This is a genomic window from Prosthecobacter fusiformis (genome assembly GCF_004364345.1).
Classification (GTDB): domain Bacteria; phylum Verrucomicrobiota; class Verrucomicrobiia; order Verrucomicrobiales; family Verrucomicrobiaceae; genus Prosthecobacter; species Prosthecobacter fusiformis.
Map to the genome: position 1 here is coordinate 58483 of NZ_SOCA01000005.1, position 23725 is coordinate 82207.

20 protein-coding genes and 3 tRNA genes are annotated in these 23725 nt (G+C 55.5%); 15 read left to right on the forward strand and 8 right to left on the reverse strand.

All coding sequences use genetic code 11. From position 1 onward, the window contains the following. Nucleotide 1: 1 nt before the first annotated feature. Nucleotides 2-1693 (reverse strand): hypothetical protein, encoded by a 1692-nt coding sequence (locus tag EI77_RS14210; protein ID WP_133795957.1) that lies wholly within the window; start codon nt 1691-1693, stop codon nt 2-4. A 161-nt stretch (nt 1694-1854) separates the two neighbouring features. Here EI77_RS14210 and EI77_RS14215 point away from each other — a divergent pair, with 161 nt between their 5' ends. Then, a complete protein-coding gene (locus tag EI77_RS14215; protein ID WP_133795958.1) occupies nt 1855-2388 on the forward strand; it encodes a sigma-70 family RNA polymerase sigma factor in 534 nt (177 codons plus the stop codon). Further along, nucleotides 2381-3952 carry a LamG-like jellyroll fold domain-containing protein gene (locus tag EI77_RS14220; RefSeq protein WP_133795959.1) on the forward strand — a complete coding sequence of 524 codons (1572 nt, stop codon included), beginning with the start codon at nt 2381-2383 and terminating at the stop codon, nt 3950-3952. The genes EI77_RS14215 and EI77_RS14220 overlap by 8 nt, the downstream gene beginning before the upstream one ends. Before the next feature lie 43 nt (nt 3953-3995). On the opposite strand, the gene gluQRS is transcribed toward EI77_RS14220, so the two are convergent. The 3 genes from gluQRS to EI77_RS14235 form a co-directional block, all read right to left on the reverse strand. Beyond that, nucleotides 3996-4835 carry a tRNA glutamyl-Q(34) synthetase GluQRS gene (gene gluQRS / locus EI77_RS14225; RefSeq protein WP_133795960.1) on the reverse strand — a complete coding sequence of 280 codons (840 nt, stop codon included), beginning with the start codon at nt 4833-4835 and terminating at the stop codon, nt 3996-3998. Nucleotides 4836-4928: 93 nt separating this feature from the next. Beyond that, nucleotides 4929-5426, reverse strand: a complete 498-nt coding sequence (locus EI77_RS14230; RefSeq protein ID WP_133795961.1) for a type III secretion system chaperone family protein — start codon at nt 5424-5426, stop codon at nt 4929-4931. 42 nt (nt 5427-5468) lie between these two features. After that, nucleotides 5469-5545: transfer RNA gene (locus EI77_RS14235), tRNA-Pro, on the reverse strand. 138 nt (nt 5546-5683) lie between these two features. Here EI77_RS14235 and EI77_RS14240 point away from each other — a divergent pair. Next, the gene (locus EI77_RS14240; RefSeq protein WP_166647265.1) at nt 5684-6562 is read left to right on the forward strand and encodes an alpha/beta hydrolase; all 879 of its coding nucleotides are present in this window, start codon (nt 5684-5686) and stop codon (nt 6560-6562) included. Nucleotides 6563-6632: 70 nt separating this feature from the next. Here the strand turns inward: EI77_RS14240 and EI77_RS14245 are convergent, their stop codons facing one another. Beyond that, a complete protein-coding gene (locus EI77_RS14245) occupies nt 6633-7964 on the reverse strand; it encodes a sodium:proton antiporter (RefSeq protein ID WP_133795963.1) in 1332 nt (443 codons plus the stop codon). Between the two features lie 115 nt (nt 7965-8079). Here EI77_RS14245 and EI77_RS14250 point away from each other — a divergent pair, with 115 nt between their 5' ends. Then, nucleotides 8080-8763, forward strand: coding sequence for an ABC transporter ATP-binding protein (locus tag EI77_RS14250; RefSeq protein ID WP_133795964.1), 684 nt, complete (start codon nt 8080-8082; stop codon nt 8761-8763). A 79-nt stretch (nt 8764-8842) separates the two neighbouring features. Next, nucleotides 8843-10420, forward strand: coding sequence for a serine hydrolase domain-containing protein (locus tag EI77_RS14255; RefSeq protein WP_133795965.1), 1578 nt, complete (start codon nt 8843-8845; stop codon nt 10418-10420). A gap of 60 nt (nt 10421-10480) precedes the next feature. Here the strand turns inward: EI77_RS14255 and EI77_RS14260 are convergent, their stop codons facing one another. Continuing rightward, entirely contained in the window at nt 10481-11530 is a 1050-nt protein-coding gene (locus tag EI77_RS14260) for a L,D-transpeptidase (RefSeq protein ID WP_133795966.1), read from the reverse strand. Nucleotides 11531-11715: 185 nt separating this feature from the next. On the opposite strand from EI77_RS14260, the gene polX reads away from it, so the two are divergent. Further along, the gene (gene polX, locus EI77_RS14265; protein ID WP_133795967.1) at nt 11716-13455 is read left to right on the forward strand and encodes a DNA polymerase/3'-5' exonuclease PolX; all 1740 of its coding nucleotides are present in this window, start codon (nt 11716-11718) and stop codon (nt 13453-13455) included. A 32-nt stretch (nt 13456-13487) separates the two neighbouring features. On the opposite strand, the gene EI77_RS14270 is transcribed toward polX, so the two are convergent. Together EI77_RS14270 and eno are read right to left on the reverse strand one after the other, a co-directional pair. Further along, on the reverse strand, nt 13488-13820 hold the full coding sequence (locus tag EI77_RS14270; protein ID WP_133795968.1) for an FtsB family cell division protein: 333 nt from the start codon (nt 13818-13820) through the stop codon (nt 13488-13490). 27 nt (nt 13821-13847) lie between these two features. After that, nucleotides 13848-15134 carry a phosphopyruvate hydratase gene (gene eno / locus EI77_RS14275; protein WP_133795969.1) on the reverse strand — a complete coding sequence of 429 codons (1287 nt, stop codon included), beginning with the start codon at nt 15132-15134 and terminating at the stop codon, nt 13848-13850. Nucleotides 15135-15418: 284 nt separating this feature from the next. On the opposite strand from eno, the gene EI77_RS14280 reads away from it, so the two are divergent. The 9 genes from EI77_RS14280 (at nt 15419) to EI77_RS14320 (ending at nt 23661) form a co-directional block, all read left to right on the forward strand. Then, entirely contained in the window at nt 15419-16996 is a 1578-nt protein-coding gene (locus EI77_RS14280; RefSeq protein WP_133795970.1) for a glucose-6-phosphate isomerase, read from the forward strand. Nucleotides 16997-17065: 69 nt separating this feature from the next. Further along, a complete protein-coding gene (locus tag EI77_RS14285) occupies nt 17066-17425 on the forward strand; it encodes a hypothetical protein (protein WP_133795971.1) in 360 nt (119 codons plus the stop codon). 49 nt (nt 17426-17474) lie between these two features. Further along, nucleotides 17475-18743 (forward strand): NupC/NupG family nucleoside CNT transporter, encoded by a 1269-nt coding sequence (locus tag EI77_RS14290; RefSeq protein ID WP_133795972.1) that lies wholly within the window; start codon nt 17475-17477, stop codon nt 18741-18743. A gap of 155 nt (nt 18744-18898) precedes the next feature. Next, on the forward strand, nt 18899-20965 hold the full coding sequence (locus EI77_RS14295) for a sodium-translocating pyrophosphatase (protein ID WP_133795973.1): 2067 nt from the start codon (nt 18899-18901) through the stop codon (nt 20963-20965). 227 nt (nt 20966-21192) lie between these two features. Continuing rightward, complete coding sequence (locus EI77_RS14300; protein WP_133795974.1) at nt 21193-21987, forward strand: class I fructose-bisphosphate aldolase; 795 nt, start codon at nt 21193-21195, stop codon at nt 21985-21987. 21 nt (nt 21988-22008) lie between these two features. Then, entirely contained in the window at nt 22009-22659 is a 651-nt protein-coding gene (locus EI77_RS14305) for a hypothetical protein (RefSeq protein WP_133795975.1), read from the forward strand. A 79-nt stretch (nt 22660-22738) separates the two neighbouring features. Then, nucleotides 22739-22815: transfer RNA gene (locus EI77_RS14310), tRNA-Asp, on the forward strand. A gap of 186 nt (nt 22816-23001) precedes the next feature. Then, a tRNA-Asp gene (locus tag EI77_RS14315) sits at nt 23002-23078 on the forward strand. A gap of 241 nt (nt 23079-23319) precedes the next feature. Next, nucleotides 23320-23661, forward strand: a complete 342-nt coding sequence (locus tag EI77_RS14320) for a hypothetical protein (protein WP_133795976.1) — start codon at nt 23320-23322, stop codon at nt 23659-23661. Nucleotides 23662-23725 lie beyond the last annotated feature (64 nt).

The window sequence follows — 23725 nt, forward strand, 5'->3', positions numbered from 1 at the left end:
ATCACTCCTCCAGTTTCACGTCGCCCTTTGTTGGCTCCACAAGTTGGGTGCGAATGAGGTCGTAGGAACCGCCTTGCGTGTATGCATGCATGTATAGGCGCTGTTTTCTGCGTTCCAAATTTTCGCGGACGATGACAAGCTGTTTGAAATCCACACGATCCTGGAAGTCGGAGAACCAGTAAAGGCCATCGGCGTTGCGGACTTTGTCGTTCAGCAGGGCCAGCCAGGTATAACCAAGGCCGGTGTTGTGGATGAAGTAGGTCTGAGGCCGTTTCGAGAGCAGCCGGAAGATGGATTCGCTCTGGATACTTTGGCTGGGATCAATACGATACTTGCGCGTTTCCGATAGGGTGGCCCCGCCAAGACGCCAGAATTTTTCAAACTCCACGCTGGAGGTTGAATAGACCTCATCTCCATCCAGGCCACCGGGCGGAGGGGACTCAATGCCACAGCCGAAGTAGAGGATGACGATGCTGCCTTTAGACATGCGGTCCACCTCCGCGATGACGCGTGGCAGATGAGGGGCCATGGAGGTGGAAACATCCAGGATGAGAGCCAGGCGCTTGGCCTTGATCTCCATGCCAAACATGGAAAAGGGCTGAAAAACCATGCCGCTCTGGCTGCCGAGTCCCATGCTTTTTCCAAAGCCACCTCCTGCTCCCCCCAATCCCATGCCCGCAGTGAGCTTGCCTCCAGAGAGGTCACGAGACTGTGGTAAATCCATGAGGTCCGGCACTTCATCCGGTAGAACGATGTCCGAGATGGAACCCACCGCGGCGAGCTTTCGGGCTGGCATTGCCTTCTTGAGCCAGGGGCTTTTTTTCTGCTGGATCTTGTGCTCCAGCGCTTGTGAAGCGGCGGCACCTTGTTGGCTACCCCCTGGAATGAAATCCACCTGCGGCTCCCGAATTTGATTAACGACAAAGGTCGCACCTCCAATCAAGAGCAAAGCGTGGATGCCAACGCTAAGACTGAGGGCCTGCCCTCCCCAGCGCTGCCATTTTTCCATCCAGGGGCCAGGAGGCACGGAGGGAGGCGATGCCTCTTTCGCTGCTGAGGATGTAGTATCTGTGGGAGGGGTTTCCTTCTTTGAGGATTCTGGGGTGGGAGAGCTTGTTTCATCTGGGGATGATTTATCAGATGAAGAGGGTGTTGGCTCTGGCTTGGCAGCGGGTTCAGATGCTGCTTCGGCGGGTGGGTTTTCTTGCGCTATTTCCTCTGGTATGTCGGGTGGCGAAGGAGGCACCTCTTCGGGCTGGATTGATTCGCTGCCTTCCTCAGAGGTCGGTGGAGGCGTTTCCTCAGCCTGGGGCGCACGTCTGCCGACGACCGTTCGACGTGGGGCAGGGCGGGGGACTGGCGCGGGGGCTTCGGATTGGGGGGGCCAGTGTTTCCAGTCATTGGCCAAAGATTCTGCGATTTCTGGACTCTGGATCAGTTCATGCCAATCATCTGAAAGTGAAGGAGGCTCATCCGGTTGATGATGATCTTGTTCGTTCGTTCGGTTTTCTGCGGGAGCTTCAGAGGGCTGTTCCGCAGGAGCTGGCTGGGCTGTCGTGCGGGGGCCGATGCGTGTCTGTTGTCGGCGGGGAGGTGGCTGCCGGGAAAAATCATGCGGTGAATGGCCTTCTTCGATGACCCCATCGGCGGTCGGCAGCTGGCTGAAGTCATCGGATGAATCGTGAAGAGACATGGGGCACTATGAAAATTAAATAAACCAGCAGCTCAAGAAATGACGGATCGGCCCCCTGCCCGCAAGCTTTTCATCAATCACTTGGCGCGTTTGAGGATGGAACGGATGACGGTGTAATTTCTTGTCCGGTTTTGGACCTACGTGTGAGATACTCTGGAACCATGAATACGCATGAGACACGAGCCGCGCAGCTTTTCCTCACCCATCACGACTTTGTGAAGGGGGTGGCGCTGAAGTATGCTCCGTGGCCAGGGTTGATGGAGGACATAGCCCAGCAGGTATTTTTAGAATTCATGGCCAAGGAAGAGCGTTGGGATCTGGAAAATGACCTCTGCCCCCTGTTGGCCACCATGACCCGCCATGTGGCGATGCGTTTGTGGCGCGACCGCACCAAGTCGCGTCCAGAAGTTGTGCAGAAGCTGGCAGACCACATCCGCCTCCTGGCCGAGGAAAGTGAATTGCCGCCCAGGTATGAGGAGGAGGTGGCACTGCTGCGAGGCTGCCTGCAAAAGCTTCCGGAAAAAAGCCGGGAACTCATCCAACTCTATTATTACAGCGATATTGGCACACCACAGATCGCCGAACAGATGGAAATGAAAGCAGATACGGTCTGCCGTGCCCTGTCCCGCGTAAGGGATAAACTTCGCGAATGCATCCAGCGTCAGATTCAGCAAGGAGGTGTGGCCCATGTCTGAGTTATCTCATGATCCTGAGGTGCTGATTCAGCACTACCTTGAAGACCGGCTGACGGAGGATGAAGCGGCCCTTCTGCTGGAGCTTTTACAAAAGCCAGCTCTAGGAGAAGCCGATCCGCTGCATGAAAAGCTGCTGCATCAGCTCTCAATGGATGCCATGCTGCGGGAGGTAAAAGCCGCTGCATCCACTTCCACTGGACCGGTGATTTTACCGGCGGCACCGAGTGCAAAAACGAAAGCCCGCTTTAGCTTCACCACACTCACCTCAGTGGCAGCAGTGGCTGCGTGCATCACTCTGGCGTTAACGTGGCTCTTTGTTTTTACCCGCCAGCTTCCTTCCATGGCGGATGCGGAGGATACGACAGCAGCCGTGGCCGTACTATCACGAGGGGTAAATCTGGAGTGGCAAGGGGAGTCGCATACGCCGGGCAGTCCACTAAGTCCAGGCTGGCTCAGGCTCGAGTCAGGCCTGGCACAGATTGAATTTTATCAGGGAGCACGTGTCACCCTGGAGGGCCCGGCGGCATTTCGACTGGTCTCTTCCAGCCAGGCGTATTGTACCGCAGGCAAACTGAGCGTGCATGTGCCACCGCAGGCCAAAGGCTTTCGCATTGATACTCCGAAGGGAACCATCGTCGATCTGGGCACAGACTTTGGTCTGGACCTCAACGTGCCGACTGCCGAACTGCATGTCTTTAAGGGGGAAGTGGAACTGCATGCCACAGGCGCAGCCATGAAACCGCTGTATGAAGGGCAGGGGATGACCTTGGGAGATGAAAACCAAGCCTTCACGGCCAATCAGGCTGCTTTTGCATCCCTCAATACCGTCGATGAACGTACTGCGGAATCCCAACGACTGGCCTTTGAAAGCTGGCTGTCCAGCAGACCTGAGTGGAATAATGAGGCCTCATTGCAAATGCGGTTAGACTTTCAAGATCCCGTCGGCACCCGCTCCCTGCGGAATCACGCAGTAAAGGCGCCGCAGGTGCCTGCTGGAAGCATCGTCGGCTGTGACTGGACAGAGGGGCGCTGGCCTGGCAAACGAGCTCTGGAGTTCCGCAATGTGAGTGACCGGGTGCGGCTCAGCATTCCAGGGGAACACGAGGCCATAACCCTCTGCGCATGGGTGCGGGTGCATGGTCTGGACCGTCCTTTCAATTCACTGTTCATGGCCGAAGGTTATGCGGATGGGGCTATCCACTGGCAGATTACGCGGGATGGGAAGCTGCGGCTAGGCATTGCAGGCAGGGATGGGCATCCTTCGCGTGACCATGATACGCCCGCCCTTTTTAAACCGGAGCGGTTTGGCCAATGGATGCACTTGGCCACAGTCATAGATCCCGTAGCCAAGGAAATCCGTCATTATCTAAACGGCGAAGAGGTCGCACGTGTACCCTGGCTTCATGTCTTTCCAGTACGGCCTGGCTTAGCGGACCTGGGCAACTGGAATGACGGGGGCCGCAGTGACCGTGTGGCCATCCGGAATTTCAGCGGAACGATGGATGAATTCATGCTCTTTTCCCGTGTGTTGACAGAGCAGGAAATTGCAAAGCTGGCCCGGTGATTAGACACAAGCCGGGGCACTGATTTATCAATCCTTTGTTAGGTTAATCTGCCAGCATCTCACGAATGTCTTCGGCTCTCAATCCTTCCTCCCTTAACGTGCGCAGTGATCGGGCATCGTCACGCTTGGCCAGGCGTCTGCCGTTTCCATCCAGGATTAGACGATGATGATGCCAGCGGGGGACAGGCAGATGCAAGAGTTCCTGGAGCAATCGATGCAGGTGAGAGGCGGCAAAAAGATCCTCCCCGCGTGTCACCAGTGTGATGCCTTGCAGCGCATCATCCACAACCACGGCCAGATGATAGCTGGCAGGTGTGTCTTTGCGTGCCAGTACCACATCTCCAAAGATGGACGGAGTCGCCAGTTGCACCCCACAGGCTGCATCCTCCCAAAACAGCTCCTTATGAACGAAGGAGGCTGCTTTTTCAACATTCAGACGCATTGCGTAGGGGATACCTTTCGCGATCATGTCCTGCTGCTGGCTCATTGGGCGGCTACGGCAGGTGCCAGGATAAAGCGCACCATCAGGCCCATGCGGAGCCTGCCCAGCGCGGGCGATTTCCTCCTGAATTTCCTTCCTGGTGCAAAAGCAGGGATACAGCAGCCCGAGCGCTTTCAACTGCTGTAGTGCAGCCTGATAATCTTCGGCATGGTCAGACTGCCGTCGCACAGGTTGCTCCCAGTGCAGGCCAAGCCAGGATAGATCTTCAAATAAGGCCTTTTCGTATTCAGGCCGTGAGCGGGTGGCATCAATGTCCTCCAGGCGGATCAAAAAGCGGCCATCCTGTTGACTGGCCTGCTCGGCAGCAAACAGGGCTGCGTAGGCATGTCCGAGGTGTAGCCATCCGGTGGGGCTGGGGGCAAAACGCGTGACTACAGGCATGGCTGGAGAGGCATCATGCAGGAAAGTATTGCGGCTTCAATCGCTATCCCTTCCAGCCGGTTCGTTTGAACCGTGTGCTACACCGATGCCAGGTCAAGAAACCTCGGCGGGTACCGGTGGCAGCAGTTCCTCACGCTTCATGAGATCGCGCACACGCAGCAGCAGAAGTTCACCTTTAGGCGTGTTGCAAATCTCACCCAGGAAAGGCGTCACACGGTCCATTTCAGCAATGGTGCTGTGCACGAGGCTGGCCAGGATGCGTTCATCGTAACGATGAGGCGGAAAGATGTTGGAGATGCGGAACATGACCTCTCCACTATCCCAATCGAGCTCAAAATTGCCGAGGTTCAGCTCCTTGTTCGTTCGCATCAGCAGCTCGGCCACTTGCAGTCGATGCGAAGGTGGGACCTTCATTGAAGCCGTGGCGACCACGCTGGCGATATGGGCTGTGCCATAGACCTGCACGTGCAGAGGAACCTTGGTATGATGAGCCTCGAAATCAGACTCGATGACCTCCATGCCAGGAACTTCGCGATAATGCCAACCTTGCGATTTGAAGGTGGTGAGTGTGGCTGCGTAAAGGGCGGACATCCGTGTACCTGAAACTTCAAATTCAGAACCATTCACTTGGAATGGTCGGGGCGGCCAGATTCGAACTGACGACTTCTTGCTCCCAAAGCAAGCGCTCTACCAGGCTGAGCTACGCCCCGTGATGCTCGCGGGGCCTTGATGGCTGCGAGCGGGTCGAGATAATGGTCCACGTTCTGATAAGCGCAACTTAAATTCATGTTCTTTTGATGAATTTGCGCGTGAAGCGAATTCGGTGCTTCGTTTGCTCCTTCCCAACTATGAAAAGGCTGTCTCTTGTCTCCTCTCTCCTGCTCAGCATCGCCGCACTTGCGCCTGCTGCGGAACCTGTCGTCATCAAGCTCTGGCCGAAAGGTGCTCCTGAGGCCGAGGGTTTTAAAATCGAACCCGAAGCCGAAATCAAACGCGAGAAAGATGATGGTGTGAAGCGTCTGGGAAATGTCTCAGATCCCACCATCACCATCTACCCAGCGGAAAATCCCAACGGAACAGCCGTTCTTGTTTGTCCCGGCGGTGGTTATGGCATCCTGGCCATTGAGCATGAGGGCACGCAGGTATGTGATTATCTGAAGACGATCGGTGTGACGCCCGTGCTGCTGAAATACCGTGTGCCGCGCCGCGACCCCACAGACCCTAGCCGCGTTCCCCTGCAGGATACCCAGCGTGCCATGGGCATCCTGCGCCATCGGGCGGCTGAGTTTGGCATCCAGCCTGACCGCATTGGCATCCTGGGGTTTTCCGCTGGTGGCCACCTCAGCATCATGACCGCCCTGCATGCCAATGAACGCACCTATGAGCAAGACCCAGCCCTGGACGTCGAGGATGCGACCCCGAATTTTGCGGTTCCTGTCTATCCTGCCTACCTCGTGGAGAAGGAGAATGCCTTTCAACTGGTGCCTGAAATTAAGATCAGTGCCAAAGCCCCGCCGATGTGTCTCATCCACGCTCATGATGATCCCCACAGTGCCGGAGGTAGTGCCCTTATTTACCTCGAATACAAGAAGAACAACATTCCCTGCGAAGTGCACATCTACAGCACCGGTGGCCACGGCTTTGGCATGAAGAAAAACGGGCTTCCCGTCAATGACTGGCTGCTCCGCGTGGCCGAATGGATGCCGACATTGACGAAGGCAAAGTAATTGGATTCAGCCATTATCCTCAAAGGACAATTCACAGGCCTGCTGCACGCCGCAGCAGGCCTGTTGTATTTTAGTGTCCACCTTTCAACAGGACAAAGCCAACGATGACCAGGATAGGCAGTAGAACTGGGATGGAAAACTGCCACATGTAGCGGAGGAAATCCGGTGTATAGACCTTGGATTTTTCGGCAATGGCTTTGACCATGAAATTGGGGCCGTTACCGATATAGCTCCCAGCTCCAAAGAAGACGGCACCCAGGGAGATGGCCATGAGGATGTGAGGATGGCTTCCGGCGAATGCCAGGACATCAGCAGGGGAATCGACGGAAAGATGTTCGCTACCCATGGCGGCAGCCAGAAAGCTAAGATACGTCGGCGCATTATCCAGGAAGGCGGACAGTGCTCCTGTCGCAAAGTAATACCCAATGGGAGTGCTGATTTGGACAGCTTCACCGCTCTGCAAAATCTGCAGGGCAGGGATCATGGTGAGGAAGATACCGATGAACAGGTAACCCACTTCTTTGACCGGGCCGAAATTGAAATCATTGGCTTCATGCACTGGTGCTTTGGTGGTGTAATAGGAAGCGACAGCAGCCAGGATCATGACGATGGCAGGCACGCTCAGCACTCCGCCGAATACGGTGTCCTGGAGGTTTTTTGGCAGGAAGACCGCCACCAGCACCAGCCCCAGGAAAACCAGATTGGGCAGACCACGGATATAAAAGTGCTCTTCGGCGGTTTCTTTTTCCCGCACTTCCTTGGGAGCACGGCGAAAGTTCAGCGTATCCACCACAAAAAAGGTGGCGAGCAGCATCGCAATCGCTAAGAGCCAGCCGTTCCAGCAATGTTCCAGCACCCATCCGAATGGCACCCCACGCAAAAAACCAAGGAACAGGGGAGGATCACCGATAGGAGTCAGGCATCCGCCGACATTACTGACGATGAAGATAAAAAAGACAACGTGGAAACCGGTGATGCGGTACTTGTTCATCTTGATCCATGGTCTGACCATCAGCATGGAGGCACCGGTGGTACCAATGAAATTGGCCAGCACGGCTCCGATTGCCAAAAAGACCGTGTTGCGCAAAGGCGTGGCCTCTCCTTTGACCCGAATGTTAATGCCGCCAGAGATGACGAAAAGAGAACCCACCAGAGCCATGAAACTGACATATTCATGGGCTGCATGCTGAAGCGGATGCCAGTCCCCCTGCACAGCTACATAATACATAGCTGTTATGAGCCCCAGGCCGACGGCTACCTTCGGATAATGATGCTCCCAAAAATGGGCGGCTAATAGGGGCATTAACGCGATGCACAGCAACAGGAGGATGAAGGGGGCTACGGTCCAATAAGGCGGCAGTGAGGCCTGAACATCAGCGGTGGCGGCGAGGAGTGGAAGCATCGATAGTGGATAAAGAGTGGTGAGGCTGGATTCCGCAAGCGTTCTGTGCACAGACTGTGCCTGCAACAAAGAATCAGAATGACAAATGCCCCTGGGGATGCCCCTATTGGCAAGCATGAATGCCCCTGCCAGCGCCGTTCCCCTGGTCGCCACCGATGTCCACCGCACCTATACCCTGGGAGGTCATCAACTGCCTGTGCTCCAGGGAGTAAATCTGGAGGTCGCTGCCGGAGAAAAAGTCTTCCTTTGTGGTCAGTCTGGTGCGGGCAAGACGACTTTGCTTTATGTCCTGGGTGGCTTGGAACGCCCCACGGTCGGCGATGTACTGGTCCATGGCAAATCTCTTTACCATGGTGCGGCCAAGGCTCGCGCCCAGATGCGCAACCAGACCATGGGTTTCGTTTTCCAGCACTACTTCCTGCTACCAGAGCTGACAGCACTGGAAAACGTTTTGCTCCCTGCCATGATCGGTGGTCGCAAGCTGGAGTCGCGCGCACGTGAACTCCTGGACAAAGTCGGACTGACACCACGCATTGACCACCTGCCCACGGAGCTTTCCGGTGGCGAACAGCAGCGTGTGGCCATTGCTCGTGCCTTGATCAATGACCCAGGCATCCTCTACGCCGATGAGCCGACAGGAAACCTGGATGCCAGCACCGGTATGGGCGTCATGGATATGCTCATTCAAGTGGTGGAGGAATCCAAAAAAACACTGGTGGTGGTCACCCACGATCAGCAGATGGCCAAACGCGGAGACCGGCGACTTTTGCTGAAGCAAGGCAAATTGGAGGAGGGCTGAGCCTGATCTGTCAGGTAGAACTTAAGTCCTTTCCATGTTCCAGCTTGTGTCATTTTGAGACACCGCTGTAACATGAGGCATGAGCTTGCACCGCCGCGCCTTTCTCCGCAATCTTAGCCTTAGTGCACTCGGTTTCTACCTTCCTCAGGGTATCGCCGCAAAGGCAGGGCCAGTGCATGAAAGACTGCCACGGGGCACACCTGAAAGCCAGGGTGTCTCTTCCGAAGCCATCTTGGCTTTTCTTGATGCCGTCGAAAAAAACGACTTCGAACTCCACAGTTTCATGATGCTGCGCCATGGCAACGTCATTGCTGAAGGCTGGTGGGATCCCTATGGGCCGGAGTTTGTGCACGCCATGTACTCCATGAGCAAAAGCTTCACCTCCACTGCTGTCGGCTTTGCAGTTGCTGAAGGCAAGATCAGTGTGGAAGACAAAGTGGTCTCCTTTTTCCCAGATGACCTGCCTGAAAGAGTGAGTGAGAACCTGGCCGCGCTACGCATCAAGGACCTTCTGACCATGTCCGTTGGCAATGAAAAGGAGCCCACCCAACCTGTGGTCAAATCTGAAAACTGGGTGCGAACTTTTTTGGCGCAAAACCTTATTCATCAACCAGGGACCGTTTTCATGTATAACAGCGCGGCCACTTACATGTGCTCCGCCATCGTCCAAAAAGTGACGGGCGAGAAGATGATCGATTACCTCACCCCGCGTTTGTTTGCGCCCCTGGGCATTATTGGCATGAAGTGGGAAACTTGCCCGCTGGGGATTAATACGGGAGGCTGGGGACTGAGTATCCAAAGCGAAGGGATGGCAAAATTCGGCCAGCTTTACCTGCAAAAAGGCCAGTGGAATGGCAAACAGATCCTGCCTGCCTCATGGATTGAAGATGCGACTACACTCCATATTCAGCAGAGTGGCGAGGACAAGCCTGACCGTCCTAAAGCTAAGAATGACTGGCTACAAGGATATGGCTACCAATTTTGGCGCTGCCAGCATGGGCACTATCGTGGGGACGGTGCCTTTGGTCAGTTCACCATCGTTTTGCCTGAGTATGAGGCAGTTATCGTGATGACCAGTGAAAACAAAAATATGCAGGGCCAGCTCGATCTCGTCTGGGAACATCTGCTGCCAGCCATGAAGGGTAAAAGCACAGAACAGGATACAGGGCTGGCTGCCCGGCTGAAAGAACTCAAACTGATTCCTGTTGAAGGCAGCGCCGAGTCCCCGCATAGCCTGCGCATCTCAGGAAAGACCATTGCTCTTGAGCCGAACGTAAACGGATTCACCACAGCCGGGTTCACGTTTGGAAAAACGGATTGTACATTGACCCTGAGCGGTGGTGAAGGTGCCCCTATTGTTATCACATCAGGGATGACGAACTGGCATCACAGCACGGTCATCATTCCGGATGGCATTCCCCGACTCATTTCTGGTGGAAGGCCAAAGGAACCCTTGCCCTCAAAGCTGGCTGCTAGCGCTGCCTGGAATGGAGACACACTCAACATGATGTGGCGTTATTACGAAACCCCTCATCACGATCACGTCACCTGTGAGTTTCAAGACAACGTGGTCACCATTCGATTCCTCAGCAGCATTGCCGCGATGAAACCAAACTCCAAAGACTATCGCCTTCAGCTAGTAGGCAGGATGGACTGAGAGTTATCTCACCCTCGCCGGACTGTTGGACCCTATGCTTTATACCGCGAAGGCTACCTTTTAGCCCTGCACCTTGTTAAAAGTCAGCAGACGCGTGAAAGCACCAGCAGCTGATGAAATCTTCTCTGCCGGGTCTCTTTTGCCTTTGCTTTTGGCGATAGATTCAGGGACGGCGGGTCCGATTTTCAACTCCTCAGCGCGGCTAGGTTTGCGCTTGTTGTTAGACTGGGAAACCTTTGCGGGAGCTTCTACCGGGGTGGGGGCCACTTGGACCGTTTTGGACTTGCCACGTGACCAGGGAAGAAAGGAGAACAGGGAATATTTACCCACTTGTTCATCCATGACTGGGATCGGACCACTTGGAACAGGAGCAGCTTTAGCCGCAGCCATCGCAGCTGCCTTTTCAGGCGTTTGTGTCCTTGGATCCACCTGGGCGGAAGCAAGCACCGGAGTTTCCATCGGTAGTGTCACTGGAGTTGGGACTACCTGAGGAACTGTGACAGGAGCTTTTTTGACGGTCTCTGTTTTCTTACCACCAGGCAGATGATCCTTGGTGATGACGACCTTGGCCCCAACACCCAGGTCATTGAAAACATCCACAACATCCTTCATGCCCATGCGGATGCAGCCATAGCTAGCGGGTTGTCCCAGGCGGTTTTCCTCAGTGGTACCATGGATGTAAATGTAGCGACGCATGGCATTGCGGTTGCTACTTTCCAGACCGCGAAGCCAAAGGATGCGCGAAACGATAGGATCACGACCTGGTGCATTTGGCTTGAGCACCTCTCCATTCCAGGACCGGCTTTTCAATACGGCTCCTGGAGGCAATCCCTGACCGATTTTGGCAATGATCTCATGTTTCCCAGTCGGTGTCCGGTAACTGTTCGGCTGGTCGCCCAAACCAAATTTGGAGGTGGAGACAACGTACTGCTTTTTCAGTACACCTTCATGGTACAGGCCCATCCGTTGATCGGCAACACTGACTACCACTTCAGACTTCGGTGAGGAAGTGCAATGGCTCAAAAAGGCTCCTGCCACGAGCGCCAGACCCAGCCTGACGATCCCTGGCCGGGCGCTGTTCATACGCGGGAGAGAGATAAAAGAGAGCATTGTTATAAACCTTAATAGATGTTAAAGAATCTGCAATCGCCATTTAAGGGAACTTCAGTGACGAAAAAATCTTTCAAAATTGGCATATCCACTTGGAGCCAGTGCAATGTGCCTGCCAAGTGGACATGGTTTTTCTAGCAAGTGGGGCATTTGTCTTTTGGATCTTTCTCGCCATGCTCCCCGGAATGACCCGAGAAGCAGCCGCCCAAATCCTCGAACGCATTGCTCTTTTGCTAGAACTCAAAGGAGAAAATCCGTTCAAAATCCGCGCCTATAAAACAGGTGCCGAAGTGGTGGAAAGCTATCCCGGCGATATCATGCAACTGGCGGCAGAACAAAAGCTCTCAGGAATCAAGGGCATCGGCGACGCACTTCGCGACAAGCTCTATGAAATGGCTACCACGGGAAAACTCGAATTCTTCGATAATCTCCGGGCTGAATTTCCTGAAACCCTGTTCGAACTTTTCGAAGTACAGGGTCTGGGGCCGAAGAAAATTGCGGCGTTGTATGCGGAACTGGGCGTTGGCTCAATCGCAGATTTGAAGCGCGCTTGTGAAAGTGGAGAAGCGGCAAAGCTTAGCGGTTTTGGTGGAAAAACCGTGGTCAAAATTCTGGAAAGCCTGGCCTTCCGTGATGAGCATGCTTCGGAGTTTCGCGTGGACCAAGTGTATGGGCTGGCTCTCGCTATTCTGGAGGCTTTGCGTGCGCATCCGGCCGTTTCCCGTGCAGAGGTTTGTGGCAGCTTCCGTCGGGGTAAAGAAACGGTCCATGACCTAGATTTCCTTTGCGCGACGAAAAAGCCGGAAGAGGTCATCGCCGATTTTGTCGGGCTGCCGATGTTCGAAAAGGTCATCGCCCAGGGTGGCACCAAGGCCAGTGTTTATGCCGCCAATGGCGTCCAATGTGACCTGCGGGCGGTAAGCAGCAAAGAGTTCCCGTTTGCTCTCAACTATTTCACCGGTAGCAAAGAGCACAATGTGGTGATGCGCCAGCGCGCCCTGGATCAAGGCTGGTCTCTCAATGAATACGCCTTCACCCCAGTGGAGGGAAAGGCTGGGCCTGTCATTCCTGCGGTGCACGATGAGGCGGATATTTACCGTGCGCTGGGCATGGATTACATCGAGCCTGAACTCCGGGAAAATGCGGGTGAATTTGATGCCGCCGAGCAGGGGCATCTGCCACATCTCATCCTGCTGGAAAATCTGCGCGGAGTCTTCCACAACCACACCACTGCCAGCGATGGCATGGCCAGCCTGCTGGAGATGGCCGATGCAGCCCAGGAACTGGGCATGCAATACCTGGGCATTGCGGACCATAGTAAAAGCAGCTTCCAGGCGAACGGTCTCAGCGAAGAACGCCTGCGTGCCCAGATCGCTGAAATCCGTGAACTGAATGAAAAATTCGAGGGGCATTTTCGCATCTTTGCCGGTACCGAGGTGGACATCCTCAAAGACGGCTCCCTGGACTTCAGTGATGAGCTTCTTTCGGAACTGGACTACTGCGTGGCCAGTGTACACAACGTCTTCAACCTGCCTGAGGCTGAAATGACCCGGCGCATCATCCGGGCGATGGAAAATCCGCACGTCACCATGCTCGGTCACGTTACGGGCCGCCTCCTGTTGCAGCGCCCTGCCTATGCTGTGAACATCCCCGCCATCATTGATGCTGCGGCGGAGACGGGCACCATCATTGAGCTCAATGCCAGTGCATGGCGCTTGGACATGGACTGGCGCTGGTGGCGGCTGGCGAAGGAAAAAGGCGTGAAGTGCAGCATCAACCCAGATGCCCACAGCACTCGCGGCCTGGAGGATGTCCTCTATGGAGTCCGTGCTGCCCGCAAAGGCTGGTTGACGAAAAAAGATGTCATCAATTGCCTGCCTCTGGGCGAGGTGGAGAAGGCACTGATGAAGGGAAAAATCCGGTAGCGTAATGTCTCTTTTGAGACAGCTCCGTCTTTTTACTCTGCAAAGCGAATTACATACTCGCCCTGCTTGTGCATGTTTTCATGATCACGAGCACGGATTTCGAGGTAATTAGGATCGTTTTTGATCCAGTCCACTTGGCGGAGCAGCTTATCCCGTTCCGCCTTCAGACTGTCACGCTGGGCCTGCATGGAGGCCAGTTTGCCGCGCATGGCATTTTGTTCCGCCAGCGGTTTTTTATAAACAGCGATGACGACTGGCACCGCCAGGAGCAGGAGGCAAAATTTACCCAGACGTACCAGCGCCCGCAGCCATCGGTCAAGATGCTGCGGCTTGGCGTGATCAGTGTTAAATTCGCGGTATTCCATGGCGGTGCCGTCGTGCGACGTTGTTGGTTAGACCTTCATACGGCCACCGAAGATCGCGTTTTCACCCAGTTCCTGCTCGATGCGGAGAAGCTGGTTGTACTTGGCGATACGGTCGCTGCGGGAAAGGGAACCGGTCTTGATCTGGCCGCAGTTCGTGGCGACGGCGAGGTCAGCGATGGTGTAGTCTTCGGTCTCACCGGAGCGGTGGCTCATGACGGCAGTGTAACCATGGCGGTGAGCCAGGTCCACAGCATCCAGAGTCTCAGTCAGGGAACCGATCTGGTTCACCTTCACGAGGATGGAGTTGGCGATACCCTGGTCAATGCCCTTCTGGAGGAACTTCGTGTTCGTCACGAAAAGATCGTCACCCACGAGCTGCGTCGTGCCGCCCAGTTCCTTGGAAAGAGTTGCCCATCCGTCCCAGTCGTTTTCAGCACAGCCGTCTTCGATGGAGATGATCGGGAAGTCCTTCTTCAGCTCAGCGTAGTAGGCCACCAGTTCAGCCGCAGTGCGCTCGGACTTGTCGCTCTTCTTGAAGACATACTTGTTCTTGGCCTTGTCGTAGAATTCGGAGGAAGCCACGTCCAGGGCGATGAAGATATCTTCACCCATTTTGTAACCAGCCTTTTCAATCGCCTGGGCGATCACTTCCAGCGCATGGTGGGCGCTCTTCAGCGTTGGAGCGAAGCCACCTTCGTCACCGACGGCAGTATTCAGGCCCAGGTCATGAAGAATCTTCTTCAGGGCGTGGAACACTTCAGCACCGTAGCGGAGAGCTTCGGAGAAAGTTGGAGCGCCTTTCGGCATGATCATGAATTCCTGGAAATCGATCGGTGCATCCGAGTGAGCACCACCGTTGATGATGTTCATCATCGGCACGGGGAGTACCTTGGCGTTAGGGCCGCCGATGTACTTGTAAAGAGGCTGGCCCATGGCGGTTGCAGCGGCCTTGGCCACAGCGAGGGAGGCACCCAGGATCGCGTTGGCACCCAGCTTGGATTTCGTCGGAGTGCCGTCCACTTCCAGCATGGCCTTGTCGATGGAGACCTGGTCAGCAGCGTTGCTGCCGATGATCGCATCGGCGATCTCGTTGTTCACGGCGTCCACGGCCTTCAGTACGCCTTTGCCAAGGTAGCGCTTCTTGTCGCCATCGCGCAGTTCCAGGGCTTCGTGTTCGCCAGTGCTGGCACCGCTTGGCACCGCAGCGCGGCCGATGGCACCACCGTCCAGATGGACATCCACTTCAACGGTTGGGTTGCCACGGGAGTCCAGGACTTCACGTGCGATGACTTCTACAATGGTAAGGTCGTCCATGTTTTGATTTAATTAAGTATGCTTAAGCTTCGGGATTTTTACAAGCGTGCTTCTGAGAATCCACGTTTGAAGCGTTCTGATAGCAGGAAACGCACCCGTCTCAACCGGAGATGTGGGGGCAAATCAAAGCTTTTGCCCGCCAGTCGCGTTGTAAAGCGGGAGGAAATCCAGCCTTTTCTCCTCCGTTAGCCCTCCGCATTCATCCTCCGCATGCAAGGTTTTCATAGCACGGGACCTCACATGAGAGTTGCACGCTGGCAGGGGCCATGCTCCTTAGGCCCGCCATGAGCACAACAAGCAGCCACTGGGACCGTTTTCAAAAATTCTTCGTCCGCTATCCGCAGATGGGGTTCTCCATTGATATCAGCCGCATGTCTTTTGAAGACGGGCTTTTTGAATCACAGGCAGCCTCAGTCGAAAAGGCTTTCTCTGCCATGAAAGAGCTGGAAGCTGGCTCCATCGCTAATCCGGATGAAGGTCGCATGGTCGGTCATTACTGGCTTCGCGATTCTTCCCTGGCTCCCACGGCTGAGCTGAAAACAGAAATCGATGCCACTCTGGCCGCCACCCTGTCTTTCGCCGCCGATGTCCACTCGGGCAAAGTCCTCGCCGCGAATGGCCAGAAGTTCACCCGTGTACTTATCGTCGGCATCGGCGGCTCGGCTCTCGGGCCACAGCTAGTCGCCCAGGCCATCACCCCGGCCAATCCACCGATGGCGATTGATTTCTTCGACAATACGGACCCCGATGGAATGGACCGCATCGTCGCCCAGATCGGAGCGGAATTTGCCACCACCCTGACGCTGGTTATTTCCAAATCCGGCGGCACCAAGGAAACCCGCAACGGCATGCTTGAGGCTCAGGCTGCCTACACCGCCCAGGGCGTGGACTTCACCAAACACGTCGTTGCCATCACGGGTCTGGATAGCGAGCTGGATAAACTCGCAGTCGCCCAGGGTTGGCTGGCCCGTTTCCCGATGTGGGATTGGGTGGGCGGACGCACCAGTGTCATGAGTGCCGTGGGCACCCTGGCAGCCGCACTACAGGGCGTGGATGTCACTCAGTTCCTGGCGGGAGCCGCAGCCATGGATGCAGAAACCCGTCAGCGTCCTGTCCGGGAAAACGCTGCCATGCTGCTGGCCCTCATGTGGTACAGCGCCGGCAAAGGGAAGGGGGCCAAGGATATGGTCGTCCTCCCCTACAAGGACCGTCTTGTGCTTTTCAGCAAATACCTCCAGCAGCTCGTCATGGAGTCCCTCGGCAAGGAGCACGATTTGGATGGCAACATCGTCAACCAGGGCATCGCCGTTTATGGCAACAAAGGCTCCACCGACCAACATGCCTATGTGCAGCAGCTTCGTGACGGGGTGAATAATTTCTTCGCCGTCTTTATCCAGGTAGCGAAGGCCCGCGACACCGCAGGTTTCGAGGTGGAGCCCGGCTACACCAGCGGGGATTACCTTCAGGGCTTCCTGCGTGGCACACGCACCGCTCTGGCGGACAAGGGACGTGAATCCATCACCCTTAGCATCAGCGAAGTCAGCGCCTTCAGCCTGGGCATGCTCGTCGGCCTTTTTGAGCGGGCGGTTGGTTTCTACGCCACCCTGGTCAACATCAATGCCTACCATCAGCCAGGCGTGGAGGCCGGCAAAAAAGCCGCCACCGATTTCCTCAAGCAGATGGGCCAGGTTCTTGCCTCCCTGCCAGCTTCTGGCGGCGGTGCCACTGCGGATGAAATCGCTGCTCAGCTCGGCATTGATGCGGAAGATGCCTGGCACATGGCCAGCCATCTGGCTGCCAATGGGAAAGCCAGACTGGCGGAAGGGGCTTCCCCTGTTTCTGACCGCTTCAGTGCTCTGTAAAGTTTTCCGTTCTTGCCATCCCTTGATGGTCGTTATAACGGATGGGGGTCACACTCCCATCCGTTTTTTATGGACGAACGTTTTCCACTTATTTACCAGATCATCTGCATCGTTCTCACGGCGTTGTTTGTATGGTCATTTGTCGTGGCCCGGGAGCCTCGGCAGTGGCGGCGTTTGTATCAGTCGAAATTTTGCAAAGCTGAAGACTTCTCCGTCAATCGGAACAAGACCATCGATGAGAATCTAAAAAAATATGGCATCATCGTCTCCATGATCTTTCTCGTGGCGGATGTCGGTTTTTTCCTGTGGGGCGCTTCTTATCAAGACCGGCATAAGAGCGATTCCATGTCGGCCGAGGAACGTCTCCGGCTGGATGAACAGGAAAAAATCCGCAGCCAGGCTCAGTTTCTTCTTCGGCGGCCTAACTGATCGAAAAGCGGCTTGTCAGGCGCGCTTCCTGCGTGTGTGATCCGGCCAAATGCCTGTCGCTACCGCACTGTTCGGTCTCTTTCTGTTCATCGCCCTCGCCTGGGTGCTTTCGGAGCAGCGACGTCTCTTTCCCTGGCGCACCGTCATTGCCGGGATTTTACTGCAATTTTTGTTAGGCTGGGTCATCCTGGGCACAAAAGGCGGAGCCTGGTTCTTTTCACAGTTGGACGGCGCGTTTAAAAAGCTGCTTGGGTTCGCCAATGAAGGTGTCAGCCTCGTTTTCGGCCCCTTGGCGGATACAGGTCTGCTGGCCCGCTCGTGGGGGCCGGAAAATTCCTTCATCTTTGTCGTGACGGTGACGGGCACCATCATCCTGGTTTCCGCGCTCTCCTCCTTGCTTTATCATTATGGCATCCTCCAGTTCCTCGTTCGTTGCATGGCCTGGGTCATGCAGCGGCTCATGCTCACCAGCGGCAGCGAGAGCCTGGCCACTGCGGCCAATGTCTTCATGGGCCAGACTGAGGCTCCGCTTGTAGTGAAGCCCTATCTCTCCGGCATGACCCGCAGTGAACTCATGGCCATGATGACTGGAGGCATGGCCACCATCGCGGGCGGAGTCATGGCAGCTTACGTATCCTTTGGCATCTCTGCCGGGCACCTGCTCACCGCATCGTTCATGAGTGCTCCCGCAGCCTTGATGATGGCTAAAATCATACTTCCGGAAACCGGCACCAGTGAAACGGCTCACGGGGCTGACCAGTCACCTCCCAAGGAGTCCGTCAATGGCATTGATGCCATTTGCATCGGTGCCAGTGATGGCATGAAACTGGCCATCAATGTCATGGCCATGCTCATCGCCTTTGTGGCCATCGTCGCCCTGGCAAATTACCTGCTCGCATCCCTTCTTGCCTTGGGCGGGGTTGAAAATGCCCGACCTCTTCAAACCGTGCTCGGCTGGGCCAATGCTCCCTTTGCCTGGCTCATGGGCATCCCGTGGAAAGACTGCCAGCAAGTCGGCGCCATCCTTGGGGAGCGCATCGTCCTCAATGAATTTGTCAGTTACCTCAATCTCAGCCAGATGATGAAAACCGGCGGTGTATTGGAGGCTCGCAGCGCCACCATCACTACTTATGCCCTGTGCGGCTTTGCCAATCTGGCCAGCATCGCCATCCAGATCGGCGGCATCGGTGCTTTGGTGCCTGAGCGCCGGGCAGAACTCGCACGCCTGGGAGGCAAGGCTATGCTTGCCGGATTGCTTGCCTGCTACTCCACCGCCTGCATTGCCGGGATCATTCTACAGCCGCTTTCTGCCCCCTGATCTACTTCATTGGCATCCTTTAGGCAATATTCCACCCGTTGGCGAGGGGAGTTCGTGCACACTGTTATGTGAAAAGACTGTTGCCATACAAAGGGCAACCGCTAGACTCGCGCGCTTCATTCCCGGTCCCAACCAGCCGGTTTCAGACAACTCTCATGAACTCGTTCCTTCTCAACCAAGGCATCCTTGTATCCATCGCCCTCGCTGTGGTGGGTTTGGCTTTTGCCATCCTATTGATCCGTCAAATCCTGGCCTGCTCACCAGGGAATGACAAAATGGCGGTCATCGGAGACGCGATTCAGCAAGGGGCCAAGGCTTATCTCAACCGGCAGATTCGTGCTGTCAGCCTCATCGCCATCGTTGTGTTTTTCATTGTCTGGTACACTCGTGACGGGCTGGCCAGCGCCGGTTTTGTCGTGGGGGCTGTCTGCTCCATGGTAGCCGGGTACATAGGCATGATGATCGCCGTTCGCGCCAACGTCCGTACCGCTTGGGCCGCCAGCACCGGTTCTCATCCTGCTCTGAAGGTGGCCTTCAACGGCGGTGCCGTCACTGGATTGCTGGTTGTCGCTCTCGGTCTCCTTTCTGTCGGCGTCTTCTTCCTCATTGTCGAAAAAATGGCCGGTGCCAGAGCTGCCATTGATGCCCTCATCGGTCTGGCCTTGGGCAGTTCTCTGATTTCCGTTTTCGCCCGTCTCGGTGGCGGTATCTACACTAAGGCAGCCGACGTCGGCGCTGACCTAGTGGGTAAGATTGAGCAGAACCTCAATGAAGATGATCCTCGCAACCCGGCCACCATTGCTGACAACGTCGGTGATAACGTGGGTGACTGCGCAGGCATGGCAGCAGACGTTTTTGAAACCTATGCAGTCAGCCTTATTGGCGGCATCCTCGTCGGCCACCTGACCGGTCCAGAAGGCAACCACGCCGTCCTGGTTTATCCCTTCGTGCTTTGCGGCCTTTCCATCATCTCCTCCCTCCTCGGCATTGCCTGGGTGAATTTCGTGAAGCAGAAGGCCACGGCTTCTCTCGTCAGCGGCGTGGCTGTTGCCGGCATCATTTCCGCAGGTCTGTTCAAATGGGCCACGGATGCCATGTTCCCTGAATCCATCGTCATGGCGGGCAAGACGCTCACTGCGAATGATCTCTTCTACTGTGCACTCATCGGCATCGTACTGACCTTCGTCGTCGTCTGGATCACCAACTACTTCACCAGCACCGCCCACGCCCCCGTTCGTCGGATTGCCAAAGCCTCTGAGACTGGCCACGCCACCAATATCATCGCTGGTATCAGCGTCGGCCACCATGCCACCCTGCTGCCCGTTCTGGCCATCGCCGGTTCCATCTGGGGTTGCTGGGACTTGGGCGGTCTGTATGGCATCGCTATCGCCGTCGTCTCCATGCTTAGCCTGAGTGGCATCATCATCTCCTTGGATGCATTTGGCCCCATCACCGACAATGCCGGTGGTATCGCCGTCATGTCCGGTCTGCCTGAAGAAGTCCGTAAAATCACTGACGACCTTGATGCCGTGGGTAATACGATGAAGGCCGTCACTAAAGGATATGCCATCGCTTCCGCCGGCCTCGCTGCCATGGTGCTTTTCGGCTCTTATGTGGAAGAGCTGAAGGCTTATCTTGATCTCGACACCATTGCCTTTGACTTGATGAATCCGCAGGTCATCATCGGCATGTTCATCGGTGGTCTGCTGCCCTATCTCTTCACCGCTTTCGGCATGGATGCCGTGGGAAATGCGGCCGGTGCTGTGGTGCGTGAAGTGCGCCGCCAGATCCAGCTCAAGCCAGGGATCCTCACCGGTCAGGACATCCCTGAATATGGTCAGTGTGTGGACATCGTTACCAAGGCCGCTCTTCGTCAGATGATTGTCCCCGCCCTGCTGCCTATCGTCTTTGTCGTCGGCGTCGCCTTCCTGGGTAAAGAAGCCCTCGGTGGTCTCCTCATCGGCACCATTGTAACAGGCCTCTTCGTTGGCATCGCCATGACCAGTTCCGGTGGAGCCTGGGACAATGCCAAGAAATACGTCGAAGAAGGCAACCATGGTGGCAAGGGCAGCTTTGCCCACGCCGCTGCCGTCACTGGCGATACCGTTGGTGATCCCTACAAAGACACTTCGGGTCCTGCCGTGAACCCAATGATCAAGGTGGTCAACGTCCTCGCCATTTTGGTGATCCCGCTCTTTTTCAAGAAAGTAACCGGCGCTTAATATTCTAAAACTTTAGGGCTGTCCGAAAGGGCAGCCCTTTTTTGTACATCGTCGGAGTCTAGGTTTTCAGTTTCCCCCAAGCCTTAATAAACAGGCGCGAAGGTCAGCGGGATTGATCTCCGCTTTCAACAGGATCCAATTCTGCCAGGGGGGCTGAGGAGATGTCGCCCCCTCCTTTTTCCTCACTTTACACCCTGCCTATCCGCCGCCATCCGTAGTATCTCGTTATGAACCGCCAAGAAAATCTCGAAATCTTTTTCCGCGACGGCAAAACCGTCATTCTCCCGATTGACCACGGTGTCGCCATCCCGGTCCCTGGCATGGAAAATCCTTTCGCTCTGATTGATGCTGTCAGCCCCTTTGTTGACGGTTACGTGATGAACCTTGGCGTGGCCATGCGCGCTGCCGATTCTATGGCCGGGAAGGGGATTTGCCTCCGCACGGATGTTTATAACACCCGCATGACCGGTGATGGCGCAGGCAGCATTAACGTTTACGGCGTGGAAGAGGCCGAAGCTGTCGGGGCCAATGCCGTGATGAACATGCTCTATCCAAACTCCATCAGCGAGCGGGTGAATTTTCAGGAGTGTGCGGACATCATTCGCAGCAGCATGGACCTGGACATTCCCGTCATCATCGAAGCCCTGCCATACGGTCTCGGCCAGACAGATAAATACACGCTCGAAAACGTCGCCTTCGCCGCCCGGCTCGCTGCTGAGCTGGGTGCAGATGTCGTGAAAGTTCCTTATCCGATTGATTGTAAACCTGGCGATTTCCGCAAGGTCGTGGACCAAGTCTGGGTTCCCGTCATCATCCTGGGTGGTGCCTCCCTCAATGATGACGCGGCCCTTCTGAAAATGACGGAAGATGCCATGGAAGCCGGTGCTTCCGGCATTGCCATCGGTCGCAATGTCTGGCAGCACCAGAACCCTGCCGCCATTGCCCGTAGCCTCTCGGCCATCGTTCACGATGACGTTTCTGCATTGGAAGCTCTCGCCCTTCTGAAAGAACCTGTTCGCTGAGCGAGTTTCGATCAGCCTGCCATGATGAAAACGCCAGCCCTCTTAGCCTCATCGTTGCTCCTGCTTTCCCAAGCCTGCGGTGCCGACCTGAAGACCTTCACCTTCACCGCCGAAGGGTGGCCTGAGGGTGATCCGCCGAAGGAAGTCTTCGTCGTGGATGGCACCATCAAAGTGGCCGCCAAAGACGGCAACAGTGCGATCATGGTCTCCCCCGAAAATCTCGTGGATGCCAGCGCCCAGTTCGCCGTTTCCGCAGCAGGGGAATCCATCATCAAAGCCCGTGTCTTTGCCAGCAAGCAAGGGCGCAGCAATCCACGCTTCGGCATCGCAGTGCATGGCATGAGCGGCTACCGCCTCATTGTCAATGCACCGAAAAAGACCCTGGAACTGGTGAAGGGTGATGAAACACTCGCCACCGTTCCTTTCACCTGGACCAGCGATGCCTGGCTGTGGATGAAGCTGGAAGCGCGCAAAAACGGGGATGACTGGACCATCACCGGAAAGACTTGGGCAGCCGATGTCCAGGAGCCTGCTGAAGCCCAAATCACGCACACCGACAAAGGTCTCAAAGGGCAGGGGAAAGTCAGCGTCTGGGCCACCCCTTATTCGCAGACCCCGATCTGGTTTGATGACATTGAGGTGGCCATTGAAGTGCCTGCCGAAACAAAGTGAAATTATCTTCAAAAGATAATCACTTTTCAGTTGCCAGCACGCTGCCTTCATCTAACGTCGCCATCCACTCACGAAGCATGGAGCGGTAGCTCAATTGGTTAGAGCGCCAGCCTGTCACGTTGGAGGTTGCGGGTTCAAGTCCCGTCCGTTCCGCCAGTGAGTTTGTTAAAAAACCCGTTCAGAAATGAACGGGTTTTTTGTGTCTGTGAAACGCTCTCAGGGGAAGGCCAATCTTATCGATATCAGCTTTTCAAAAACTGCAAAAAAGGCTGCACAACAATGCCATTTTTAGTTGCCAAAACATAGACCTGATTTAACATCACTGCCCACTCACGAGGCTCTGGAGCGGTAGCTCAATTGGTTAGAGCGCCAGCCTGTCACGTTGGAGGTTGCGGGTTCAAGTCCCGTCCGTTCCGCCAGTGAGTTTGTTAAAAGAACCCGTTCAGAAATGAACGGGTTTTTTGTGCCAGGATAGCCGACCTGCAGTCTTCCATAGGGCTGTTTTGTTCAACCAAAAGGACACCCAACTCCGTCACTGGATCATCATTTTTTTCGAATACTTTGTAGGGTCGGGCGGTTCGATCAGTTTGTTCTTCAAGGGCATCTTTTCACATCCTTTCAGAATTTGAATCACGCCTCACTAAAACCCGATTCCTGCCCGTGACCACTTCCACGATCCAGTCCCTCAAGCTCACTCTTGTTTCCGCAGTCGGCCTCTCAAAGGATGCTCTGCATGTTCACATCGGCCTGGCTGTTTTTGTTCTGGTGATGGTCATTTTCAAAAGACCTCTCCGGTCGCTCATTCCTTGGCTGGCTGCCTTCGGCATTGCCTGTTTGGGGGAAGCCGTGGACATGCGTGATGATCTCTCCAGCCTGGGACATTGGCGCTGGCAGGCCAGTTTGCATGACGTCATGAACACTGCTTTCTGGCCCACTGCCTTTTTCCTTCTGGCTAGATTCTCCAGCCTGACGGCTTCCCGCAAGACCTCCTCAGGATCGTGATGTTTCGGTGCGGGCTGCAACAACCGCAGCTAAGTTTCCTTATGAACCTGAGCCTCCAGCGGAC